Source organism: Streptomyces sp. NBC_01198 (assembly GCF_036010485.1).
GTDB lineage: Bacteria > Actinomycetota > Actinomycetes > Streptomycetales > Streptomycetaceae > Actinacidiphila.
The window spans coordinates 4,506,977-4,519,162 of record NZ_CP108568.1 but is presented as its reverse complement, the minus strand read 5'-3'; the positions used below and the strand labels follow the sequence as shown (position 1 = coordinate 4,519,162).

Here is a 12,186-nt window from a genome sequence, read left to right as displayed (position 1 = left end):
GCCACCACCGGTCGACGGACCGCATCAAGGATGGGGGATTCGTGGAGATTGGCCTGACGGAGACCATTAGGGCACTGCGCAGCGACCTGGCCCAGGCAATGGCGGACGGAGAAGGCCATCTGGTCCGGCTCCGCGTGCAGTCGGTGAAGCTCGACGTGCAGGTCGCCGTTACGGCGTCGAAAGAAGCCGACGGCGGGGTCAAATTCTGGGTCGTTTCAGGCGGCGGCAAAGCTGCCGAAGGGGTCACCGCCACACACACGGTCTCGCTGGAGTTCACCGCCGAGAGGGCCGACGGCGGCTCGATCCTGACGAGCTCCGGACGTGCGGCCCTTTTGGAGGACTGACACCGTGCATCCTTCGGCTCGTAAGAACCAGCCTGGGCCATGCCCGAACTGATCGCCGCGCCGGACACAGCGGACCGTCTGGCCATGGTCGTCAGTCGCGGCTCCAACGGCTCTGCTCTCTTCGCGCGGTCCGGCTACCTACTGGCCACACGCTTGGTGGTAACTGCTGGGCACGAGCTCGCCCGGTCCGGTTCCGGCTACGAGGTGCGGTTTCCTGGACGGTCCGCGCTTCGGGTTCCCGTGACGGCGGTGATTCGGCACCGGATTCAGGAGGTGGATCTGGCCCTGCTGGTCCTCGGAGAGGGCGTGCCTCCCATCGCTCCCGCCCGATGGGCCGAACTCCCCCGGGCTGCGGCCTCCGTTCCGTTCGTCGCCGTCGGCTTCCCCGATCATGCGTTCCAGGAGGGCGTACCGATTACGCGTCAGCTGACTGGGGCGATCCTCCCGGGCTCGTTTCTGGGCAGCCACAAGATGGAGCTCTCCCTGAGCAGCCCCGCGCCGCAGAAGGCAGGTAAGTCTCCCTGGCGGGGCATCTCCGGGGCAGGTGTGACCACGGCGGACGGAGTTCTGGTCGGCCTGTGCACGAGCCACCATGTCCCATCCGGGACGGCGAGCCTGACGGCGACGGACCTCTCCCGTATGACCGATGACGCGGAGTTCGCGCGCTTGCTAGCAGAGCACGGTGTGAAACCGGTCGCGCTGGGCGGTCACGTGTCGTCTGCCGATGCTGCGGTCGGGCACGATTGCGTTCGGACCCACGCCGATGTGAGGCGCGGGCTTCTCGGACGGCGCAGTTTCCTCGACCAGGAGCGCCTGCCCTTCGTCCATCCGGGAACGGACCACCTCTCGCACCCGGACAGGCTGTTCGGTCGGCTGAGCGGAGCCGGCACCCGCGGAGTCCTGCTGATCGGCCCGGCGGGTTCGGGGAAGACCAGGACATCCTTCGAAGTGGCGCGCCGAGCGCACCGTGCCGGATGGCAGATCCTGCACGTGCAAGCTGACACTGCGGCAACCGTCGACGACGTGGCCGCCGCGGTTCTGTCGTGCGAGCGGCGGCGGATCCTGCTGATACTGGACTACATCGACGCCTGTCCTCAGCTGGACCTGCGCGCCCTCAGCGAAGTGGTTCTCCCCGAGGCGCGCCGGCGTGGGATCACGCTGTCTCTGCTTGCAGCAGTCCGCCCCGGGTCGCTTCGGGCCGTCCAACTACGGGGCAGCGCCGCCGTCCTCGACGAGGTCCATCTCCGCGACGACTGGCCCCATCAAGCCGCCATCATCACCCAAGTCATCCAGCACTCAGCCCCGAAGACCGTGCACCTGTGGGGCGCGGAGGCACTGGCCCGCCTCTGTGGCCGTCGCCCGATCACCGCGCTTCTGATCGCCCGGACGATCGAGGAGCCGGGTTTGGCCGAGCTCCAGCTGCCAATCCCGGCCTCGGCCCGACCGGGCGAACTGCTGGACTGGCTGCGTGAGGGGATGCGGCGGGACGCTCTTGCGACCGCCGAACCCGGCCCCTCGCCTCTGCACGCCGCCTCCCCCGACACCACCCACCTTGCGCTCTCCGTGGCTGTCGCCGCCACCCCCCAGCCCAGAGAAGCGGTCGAGCAAGCCGTCAACGAGCTGCTGGAGACTGTCGACAGTCCGGCAGGGTCGTATACCGGCCGGCGGGTCGTCGACACGCTCGTCTCCTTGGGGTGGCTGGACGACTCAGATGGCCGGTTGATCGTGGTTCACGACGTCGTCACCGATGAACTTCTGTTGCAGTCGCTGTTGCCCCCTCCGGGATGGAGTGTCGACGTGCACCCCGCCACCTCGGTCTTCTCGGCGCTGGCGCGGCAGCCCCGTACCTTCGCGGTGCTGACCGGGCATGTGCGGCGGCTGGCCGCCGACATGGAGGAAAGCGGATCGTCCCGTCAAATCGCAGCCCTGGAACGATTCTGCGCGGAATGGATCACCGTGCACGCGGATCCGCTGGGCCGCCTCCTGGCGAACGCTGGCCGCGACGGTGGGCAGGCGCTGCTGACGCTCGTGACAAGCCGCCCTTGGCGGGGGTTCGACCACGCGGTGTGGGAGCGCCTCGTGGAACCGTGGCTCGTTCAGGCCGAAGCCGACCGCATCGCGCAGCCGTTCTTGACGGCCGCCCTGCAGAGTGTGGACCGCGCACCCTCTTGCCTCGTCGAGGCGTCCCTGGGCTGGCTCACCCGACGCGGCGATCAGACCGACACCGAGCATCTGCTGCTCGCGCTGCTGGACAGACCCGATCTCACGCCTGAAGCCGAGGACGCGGCGGTCGACCACACCCTCGCCTGGGTCTCTTCCCGGCCAGACTGGCGCCACACGCCCGCCCTGCTGAAGCGGCTGCTCAGGATGCGCCACCCAGACGCCCGCCTGGGGCGGGTAGTGGAGGTCGCGCGAGATTGGCTGACCTCCTACCGCAGTTTCGGGGTCGCCCCGGTGGTTCGTGTCTTCCTCCAGCGTGCGGATACCGGCGCAGCTGCGCGCCAGGAGATCATCGACCGGACGCTGACATGGCTGCGCACTGCTTATCGCACCGGTTCGGACATGGGTCCAGAGCTGTGCGCACTCCTCGAACACGACGGTCTCCCCGCTCCTGACCGTGCGCGCCTAGCTCGCTGTGCAGTGGACTGGTTGGAGCGACAAGGGACGCACCCAAGGTCGGGCCGGGTTCTGCGTAGTCTCCTTTCCCAGGACAGCTGCCCCTCGGACCTCAGACCCAGGTTGATCACCGTCGCCCAGCGCTGGGCCACCGAGAGGTCGGCAGGCCTGTCGGGGCGGCCCTCCGTCATCGGCGCGCTGCTGTCCGACGTCAGCGCACAGGGAACAATTGTTTCCCTTCTGGACAATTTGGCCGAGCAGCCAGATGCTCCGTCGGCCCCGGCTCAGCTCCAAAGCCTTCTGCTTCACTACGAGCACCTCGGCTCGGACCACAAGGGGACCATCGTCACGTACGCTTTTGCTTGGCTCGACGGCCATCCGGCACACGAAGAGTGGGTTGGGGTTCTCGGCCTTCTCCTGAACGTGCCAGATCTATCCTTCGCTCAGCTTCGACACGCCGTCCACCTGGGAATCACGGCACTCCGCAAGCGTCAGCACGACAACAAGCTGATGGCCGTCCTGCTCAGCCAACTGGAGGGCCTGACGGCCGAGCAGGCATCGGCCATTGCGGACGTCAGTCTGGAGTGGCTGACATGCCGCGGGGGGAAAGTACAGCGCGCGGTGCTCGCAGCATTTCTCACGCGCCCGGACCTGTCCGTCGAGCAGGCACGCAGGGGCATCGACATCGCCCTGGACCGGCTGAGCACCGAGACGCCGGCCAAGGATCGCACCATACTCTCGGGCGTTCTCCGTCATCCTGCGCTGAACGAGAGCCGACGGTCACGCACGGTGGACTGTGCTCTGCGATGGCTCTCAGCCAATGGCACCCTCGTGAGGGCGCGTCTGATCATCGAAGACCTCCTCACGCTCCCGGCCCTCCCTGCTGACGTCAGACGTATTGCGATCCGCTCCGCCGAGGACTGGTTGGCGCTCCACAGCGAAGGCAGCGAGGCCTTCGCCTCTCAGCTGCGCGCCGCGCTCGACAGTGGCCGCGTGGAATCGCTCGCTGAGGCCCCGCCGCCGACCGCCCTGTGATGCGTTCCGGCGACAATGAATGGGAGAAATGCCCCAAGTTCAAGTATCGGCCCGCCTTATTGTCCCGTTCAACAGCGGGCTACTTTGTGAGTTTATGCCGCGGAGTGATCAGGCAACGTGCATCAACGGGTTCTCGTCCAAGCCATGAGCCCGGTCGAGATCTTCATCCGGCTCGCCCTGTCCGGCCCTCCCGTCGGGGGGCCGAAAGTTCACATGAATTGGCCACGACAAGGGGCTCGATAGAGCTCCCTGTCGTGGTGTCGCGAGACTGGCATCTACTTCGCCGATCAGGCGTGCTGTATGGCCAACCTTTGGCAGCTTGCGCCGCAATTACTTGGCGACAGGGCCCACTTCGACGCTAATGAGCTGACCGGCCGACGGCCAGATTCTCAGGGCCAGCGACGCAAGGTACGCGCCACGCTCCCGGATACTGTGCTCGTTCCAGGACACCGCCCAACCCTCGGCAGCCACGGTCGGTGGAGCGTTGAGCAGCGTGCCATGGGTGAGGCGGAGCAGGCTGTGCTCTCCCAGCCAGCGTTTCTTGTCGTCCCAGCCCATATTGCCGAGGGCCGGGTTCAGGCGGGCGGTGACCAGGGTGAGGTTGCCCAGGGTGTGGACGAGTTCGTGGCGGTCGGCGCCTTCGCCGGCGTCGTCCGCCAGCACGGGCCAGTTCTCCTCCCAGCTCTGTGGCATGACGTGCTCGATGGTGAGCTTCGCGCCGAAGTGCTCGCCAACAGGCACGGTGAGCTGTTCGGTGTGCCCGGTACGGAGTTCGTCCTCAAGACCCTCGAGGAGAATGCGGACGCGATGCCGGTAGAGGCGGGCATAGATGGGGTCCTGTTCCAGAGCTGCCTGAAACGCGGCATCGGTCGGCCATTCGCGGTGCTGTCCCTGCATCGCACGGAGAGCGTCGATGATCAGTTCGTCGGCCCGCTCGGGCTGCTGTGAGGCAGCGGCGACGAGATCGCGGAACACGTGGTTGAAGTCCCGGTTGCTCAGATTGAGGACGGCGCGGCGGACGATGTAGCTGTCGATCGCCCGGATGGCCCGTTGACGCCGCTCAGGCGGCAGTACGGCGTCACCGAGTCCGTAGAGGAACAGCAGAAGGGGCATCGGGGTGGAGGTCTGCAGGACTTTCATCCTGTACAGGAACCTGCCCTCGACGCCGTCGAACGGGTGCTGGTCGATCTGGTCGTAGATCTCGGCATACTGTGCCAGTTCCGCGAAGACGTCCTCTGTGGCGGGAGCATCTGACCGCAGCCAGTGCTCGAACTCCTTGAACAAGGCGGAGGACGTGAATTCGCGGCGGGTCCTCATGGTGAGCCAGTAGGTGAGGAAGACATCGAGGCGACTGCGGGTGATGCGCCCTGTGGTCTGCTCCACCCGCCACTCCGCCTGGTCGAACGGAGACCAGTAGGTCTTGTAGAGCCGGTCGACGTCGGCGCCGGCGTGCTCGGCGTCGCGGAAGAGGAGGTTCTTCACCAGATCCGCATGCTCCAGTGGTGTCCCACGGCTGTTGAGCGTCTCGAACACGACCTGGGCGTCGTCATGCTCCTCCAGGTCGATGATGACCAGGCGTAACTGCTCCCGCATCGTCTGGACCAGGGCGCCGAGACGATCTGCCGGCTCGGCTGCTTCTGCCACCCAGGTGTCGATCTCCCCCCGGAAGTAGCTCACCGCCTGGGCCAGGACCCCGTCGCCGCCCTGCCCGCTCATGACAGCCCTGAACTGGTCCCGGTCCGCGTTAGTGGGCCAGACCTTGTATCGGTGATCCGGGTGCTGACCGATGTCGAACAGGTCCTCGTCGTTCTCAAGAAACTTGCTCAGCAGACGTACGGAGCGCTCGTGGTCCATCCCCGCAGCGGACAACCGAGCTGCGTACAAAAAGAGCTGCAGGGTCGTGAGCCGCTGCTGCCCGTCGATGACCTGCCGAGTCTCCAGGTTCGATGACAAGTACGGCGTCTTGTCGAACACCACCGCACCCAGGAAGTGCGGCGCCACGGTATCCCCGCTGTCGCCCGCCCGCTCGGTCCGCTCGATCACCCGCCGGATGTCCTCCCACAGTGCCGTCCAGTTCTCGTCCCTGTTCCAGACATACGGTCGCTGGAACAGCGGCACCGTGTACCGCACGTCCTTGCCGAAGATCCGCCGCAAGTCGACCGTATCCGCCTTCACAGGCCGCCCCTTTCGTCCATGATTCCGCTCTCCACGGTATCGACCGACCAGCTGCCGGCGTCGGCTGTTGACCAAGCCGACGGCTCCGTTGGCAGAGTTGGAGGGCGTCACAGTTGTCGGTAGGAGCACCTGGCCCTCCGGTGTCCGCGTGGTGCTGATGAACCTCTGACGCCGGCGTCTCGGTGTCGAGTCCGTGTCAGTCCCGCACATGGCGGACACGGACATGGCTGCGGCCGCCTCTGCCGTCGGTGTACTCGACGAGGGTGCCCGCCTCGCTCCACAGCAGCGCGGCACCGAGTTCGGTGAACGGACTCAGGACCTGGATGTCGTCAACAGACGGTCGCTGCGAGGTGATCTCGTACTCCTCGACGGCATCGGTCCCGTCGAAGATCAACCCCACCAACCGGCCGGGGGCCACCACCGGGCGGCCGGATGTCCGCTGCGCCGCAGGCACCGCCCGGAGGACTCTCTGCAAGTAGCTGGCCCGCTCTTCGAGCTGTTCACGGCGCTTCTCACGCTTGCGCCAGCTGGCGTCCGTTTCCCGCGGTACTGGTAGTTGCAGTTCTGCCAGAGTCGCGCGGATTTGAGTGAGCTCGTGCGTGAGGCGCTGACGCGATGTACCCGCGAGAGCGGTGATGGGGAAGGTCTCCCGCGTCACCGGGATGGCTGGACCGTTGTGGGTAGCGCCAATCGGCGGACGGACGGGGGAGCGACGCCGCGCCGATCCGCTCGCAGATCCACCGTTGGACCGTGCGGCCGGCGCGGAGACTTCCGGCAGGCCTGACCCTTGGGGGGTCATCCTCGTGCTGTGTTCCATGGGCCGGATGACCGGGGCCTCCGGCACGACAGCACGCGCTATCGCGCTTTCGACCGCCGCACGTAGCCGGGACTCAGCCCCGGCACGGTCCCGGTACCAGTCGGTGCCCCAGATGCGATGGAGCTCCCAGCCGAGACCCCGCAGTACGCCTTCTCGAAGCCTGTCGCGATCTCGTGCCGCCTTCGATGAGTGGTACATGGCGCCATCGCACTCAACGCCGAGCACAAAACGCCCTGGAAGCTTGGGGTGGCGGATGCCGAGATCGATGCGGTAGCCGGCAACTCCGACCTGTGGCTGTACGTCGTATCCCAGCTTTTGCAGAACGGCGAGCACCGACTCCTCGAACGGACTCTCCGGTAGGGCGTCTCCGTCCACCGCTGATTGAGCCAGGGCCGGCAGGCCGCTCTGGGCGTACCGGAGGTAGCGCTGGAAATACCGGAAGCTCTCGCTGGCGGTCTCCCGCATCTGCCCCGGGTCGAAGGAGGCGATGACCTCCATCCGGTAGCGAGCCCGAGTCGCGGCGACGTTGAGGCGACGCCACCCGTCGGGCTTGTTCATCGGGCCGAAGTTCATGGAGAACTTGCCGTTCGCGTCCGCCCCGTACCCGACGGACATGATCATCACATCGCGTTCGTCGCCCTGCACGCTTTCCAGATTCTTCACGAAGAAGCCGTCCAGTCGGCCCTCGGAGAAGCTGTCGTCGAGGTCGGGCCTGGCACGTCGGGCGACGTCCACCGCATCCTGGATCGCCACCGCCTGTGGCTGCGACAGTGCCACCACACCCAGTGACTTGCCTTTGCGGGTGGTGAAGTGGTGGATCACCCGTCGGGCGACCTCGGCGGCCTCGCCGGGGTTGTCCCGTGCTGCGCCGCCGGACCGGTAGACGCCCTCCGGCGCGCGGAAGAACGCGACACCGACATCGTCTCCCTCGGCGTGGGCGCCGGGGAAGGTGGTCATCGACTCCTTGTAGAACTCGTGGTTGCTGAAGGCGATCAGAGCTTCGTGGCGGCTGCGGTAGTGCCACCGCAGCGACAGGCTGGGGAGCAGGCCACTCGCTTTGCACATGTCGAGCACGGAATCGAACCGCTCGGGCAGCTCTTCGTCTTCGGCGTCCGCGTCGTCATCGCCGGTCGAGGAGAAGAAGGAGGTCGGGGGCAGCTGCTTCTGGTCGCCCGCGACGATGAGCGAACGTCCGCGGTAGACGCAGTTCACAGCGTCCTGAGGGAGGACCTGCGACGCCTCGTCGAAGATCACGACGTCGAAGTCGATGTCCGGTGGGAGGAAGCGGCTGACGGTCAGAGGACTCATCATGAAACACGGCTTGATCAGCCGCACGGTGTCGCGAGCCGTGTTGAGCAGTTCCCGTACCGGCTTGTGCCGGGTCTTCTTCTCTCCCTCTCGGCGGATCAGCACCGCGCCGGGGTCGGTCACTGTCCGAGGCCTACGTGCGTCGCATGCCTGGATGACCCGTGCGCGGGCATGATCGGTGAGCTTGGCGTCCAGCTGCTGGAACCGCTTCACCAGTCCGTCGCGATCCACGGAACGTGTCGTCGCCAACCGTTTGTCCACGCTCAATTGCCTGTCCACCCAGGCCCGCAGCACTGCTCGTACCACCACACGGGGAAAGTCGTCGGGCGCGACGCTGCGGCGCACCGCACGGTCCACCAGATCGCCCAGACTCAGCTCGTCGAGGACGCTGCGTCCCTCGTCGTAGGCACGCCACTCGTCCGGACCGCCTCGATCGGTGCCCAGGACGTCGAGAGCCTGCCTCGCGGCATCGGCGCTCCGCTGCAACGCTGCACGGAGGGGATCCGCCCTCGCCACACGGAACAGGTCGACCAGACCCTCGGAAGTCTGGGACCACCTTCGTTCCGCGGCCTCCAGCTCGGGATCGGCGTCGGCTTCGTAGAGGATCTCGGCGACCGCTGTTCCCAACACCGCGCTTCTGTCCAAGCCACAGGCACTACGGAGATCGGCGACCCACGCGACGGCCGCCGTAAGCGCGGTCCCGCCAGTTGCACGACCCTCGTAGAGGCCACCGAGCAGCTTCCGATCGGCATCCGCTGTGGACTCGAAAGCAGCGGACGCAGATCGCGCGTCCCGCACCCTCTGAACTGCGGCACGGGATGTGGAAAGTGTCCACACCCCTGGAGCGAGATCCCCACCGCCACCCGCCGCCGCGGTTTCCTCAACGACGCGGATGAGCGGTTCCGCCGCCCGCAGCGGTGCGAGATGCGCGCGACTCCAGGCCGCGGCCGCAAGCAGGCCGCCGGCCTCCAGTTCGTATGAAGGTCCTGGAGCCGGTGGGAGCACCAATGAGTTCCGCCACTCGGCCAGCCACGCAACCGTCTCTTCGGCGCTACGTTGCGCCGCATGTCGAGGTGCACCGCCGGCGGCCAACTCACGAGCCAGCGACTCCCGACTGAGCACCCTGGGAGCGAGCGTCACGATCTCCTCGGCCCGGGCGACTATGGCATCCAGGGTGGCGAAGTCGGTTTCCTCACCCTTCCACAGCGGGCCCAGTGCCGGAGCATGCTTGAGCGTGGCAGCGCCGAGCGCCTGCGCCGCCTGCTGCCACGCCACGGCAGCCGGAAGCGCGCCGACTACGACCTTGGTGACTTTGCCCTCTCCGACAACCCAGGATCTGACAAGCTGGCGATCAGCTCGCCGAGCAGCCGAAAGGGTCCCGGCAATGGAGCGGTGCACGGTGGCAAAGCGCTCTGCGACTTCACCCAGCGATGGTTCGGCCAGCACTCGCTCGTTGAAGATCGCCCCCGCTTGCTGCCGGGCCCCCACCAGCACTCGCACTGACTCGCGTAGGGCCTGAGCAGCCCTACGGGCGTCAGCAAGCCCCTCAGCCGTGAGCCAGGAAGGTTGCGGCTTCGCATCGTCCGGGAGTGCGGCGAACGCCGCAAGGCGGCCGAGACGGAGGGCTTCCTCACAGGTCTCCGGCTCCGGCAACCCGTACATACGAGCTACGGAAACCATCGATCGGGCCGCCTGCTCCAACCCGACCGCATCCCTCTCCAGCCGTTGCGCAAGATCTCGGACGTCATCGGCGGTGAGCTGAGTCAAGTCCACTTGTACTGGAACCAACGAGGAAAGGGCTATCTCAGCGGGACTCGGCTCCGGATCCACGCCTTGGGGCAACCGATCCCAAACCGAGCCCAGCGTCCGCTCGGCGGGACGTTCCGCCTCCGTCACCGCTTCCATGCGCTGCAGGAAGGCCCGCACATCGTCGCCCAGCGACTCCGGATCCGCCGTAAGCCACTCGCGGGGCATGGGCGGACGCCTACCTGCAATCCGCAGCACCTCTGTCAGTCGGGCAGCGGCCCCAGGACCCTCCCAGTCCAGCGCGCTCAGCAGGCCGCCGTGAACGGTGAGGGCCGAGTCGAGTTGGCTCAGCGCTTCGGAGGCCAGGTCCAGTGCCAGAAGTGGATTCCCGCTGTCCTTCAGGCCGTACCAGGAGAAGCCGGTGCCTTCGAGCGCCGGGCGCCAGGATGTGGCTACCTGGATCGCGGCATTCTCCGCGTCGCTGAGAAGCTGCTCCGAAAGCGCGGTTACGTCGAAAGAGTCGTTCGCCGGCAGTGGGTCGGCTGTGTCCAGCAGCGCTATTCGTCCCAAGGCGTCATGCAGGGACATCCCGAGTCCCGGCCTGATGTCGTTCATCGCCGAGGCGTATTCGGAGAGCTCCTCGCGCAGCTTCCTTGCACGCCCGAGTTCCACCTGGCTGCCGCCCGACAGGGTACGCCGCGGAGCTGCAAGCGCCCTGCCGAGCTCCTGCGCCACCTGCTTGCGTCCGGCAGTGTTGCTGTGCAACGCCAGGACGTAATCTCCGAGGCCGACATCACTCAGGCGATTGCGAACCACGTCGAGAGCTGCGGCCTTCTCGCTCACGAAGAGCACGGTTCGGCCCTGTTCGATCAATCCGGCGATCATGTTGGTGATCGTCTGGCTCTTACCCGTTCCTGGCGGACCGTCCATCACGAAACTACGACCGTCGAGCGCTGCGGCGACGCACTGCCGCTGTGACGAGTCGGCGTCCAGGACCATCGGAGCCTTCTCGGGCGGCTGCACCGTGTCAATGCGCTCGAGGTCAGCGGGCTCAAAGTCGAACGTCGCGGCCAGAAGACCAGAATCCGCGCCGAGGCCAAGAGCACGGACCAGGCTGCTGCCCATAACCCGGTGCGAATTTTCCAACAGGTCCCGGTACATGACCTCTTTGCTGGAATTGAAGGTGTCCAACACGATGCGCGTCGTCACCGTCCAGCCTCGGTGCTTCGCCACCGCTCGCCGCACCCTGTCGATCAGGTCCGGGATGCCCGCGAGCTCTACCTGGTCAGGACGTGGCCAGTTGACACTGAGCTCGCCCATCTTGATTCCGAGGGCCGGGTTGAGCACCGGCTCCTCATCCGTGTTGAGCTTGAGGACGTAGGTATTCCCACGCCGCTCCAGCACTACTGGGACCATGACCAGCGGCGAGCTTAGACCCTTCTCCGCAGAAGGCGACGGCCTCCACTCGAGGAAGCCCACGCCGACATACAACACCCACAGGCCATAATCGTTGTACTTCTCGCGCGTCACCACCGCCAGGCGTTTGAGATGACGGTCCTGCTCGGCCTGGGAGGTCTTGGAGGTGGTCAGGTTCACGGCCGGCCGACGACCGGCCACTCCCTGGCGAGAGGCAGGCGTGTCAATGGGTCGGCTGTCCGCCGGGACCGCCACCGAATTGGTCTTGGCCAGCGCCACTCCGCCGCCGGGCCTTCTCCCGTCGTTCGTCTCAGCCTCCTTCACCTCGGCAAAGCCACAGACGCGGCTGAGCCCTTCGAGGACCGAGAGCAGACCAGGCGCGGCGATATCCATCCCGACCGACGTCGACCGACGCTGGTAGCTGAGCAATCGGTTGCGGAAGCTGAGATCGATGAGCGAGTCCCGCCAGGAACCCAGCAGGTTCTCCAGCCGCTTCCGATCCGCCGGGCCCATCGGAGGTCGGACATTCATACGGCGGAGCTCCTCACAGTGGCACTACGGCAGTTGTGGAGATTTAGTGAACGGAGCATAGCGGCGCATGGCCGCATGCGTCCGTGATTGTCCGAAGTCGAACCGGTTCTGCGCGGTTCCAGGTCTACGAAGCGCTCGTGGCCCTGCGCGCAGCGCCCCCGCAGTGGGACCAGCCCATCTCGCGCACCACCTTCCGGA

At 66.5% G+C, this 12,186-nt stretch carries 4 protein-coding genes; 2 read left to right on the top strand and 2 right to left on the bottom strand.

Features of this window, described 5'->3' with window-relative positions; translation table 11 throughout:
* The first annotated feature begins 41 nt into the window (after positions 1-41).
* Together OG702_RS20280 and OG702_RS20275 are read left to right on the top strand one after the other, a co-directional pair.
* Positions 42-344: a trypco2 family protein gene (locus OG702_RS20280; protein WP_327290318.1), complete on the top strand. Its 303-nt coding sequence runs from the start codon at positions 42-44 to the stop codon at positions 342-344.
* A gap of 39 nt (positions 345-383) precedes the next feature.
* Positions 384-3,995 carry a serine protease gene (locus OG702_RS20275; protein WP_327290317.1) on the top strand — a complete coding sequence of 1,204 codons (3,612 nt, stop codon included), beginning with the start codon at positions 384-386 and terminating at the stop codon, positions 3,993-3,995.
* A gap of 330 nt (positions 3,996-4,325) precedes the next feature.
* Here OG702_RS20275 and OG702_RS20270 read toward each other — a convergent pair whose 3' ends face one another.
* Together OG702_RS20270 and OG702_RS20265 are read right to left on the bottom strand one after the other, a co-directional pair.
* Complete coding sequence (locus OG702_RS20270; protein ID WP_327290316.1) at positions 4,326-6,170, bottom strand: DUF262 domain-containing protein; 1,845 nt, start codon at positions 6,168-6,170, stop codon at positions 4,326-4,328.
* 196 nt (positions 6,171-6,366) lie between these two features.
* Positions 6,367-11,988 carry a DUF4011 domain-containing protein gene (locus tag OG702_RS20265; protein WP_327290315.1) on the bottom strand — a complete coding sequence of 1,874 codons (5,622 nt, stop codon included), beginning with the start codon at positions 11,986-11,988 and terminating at the stop codon, positions 6,367-6,369.
* Positions 11,989-12,186: the final 198 nt, after the last annotated feature.

Excerpts from the sequence above, each read along its gene's own strand:
- OG702_RS20275 (WP_327290317.1), top strand. The coding sequence starts at position 384 with ATGCCCGAACTGATCGCCGCGCCGGACACAGCGGACCGTCTGGCCATG.
- OG702_RS20265 (WP_327290315.1), bottom strand. The coding sequence starts at position 11,988 with ATGAATGTCCGACCTCCGATGGGCCCGGCGGATCGGAAGCGGCTGGAG.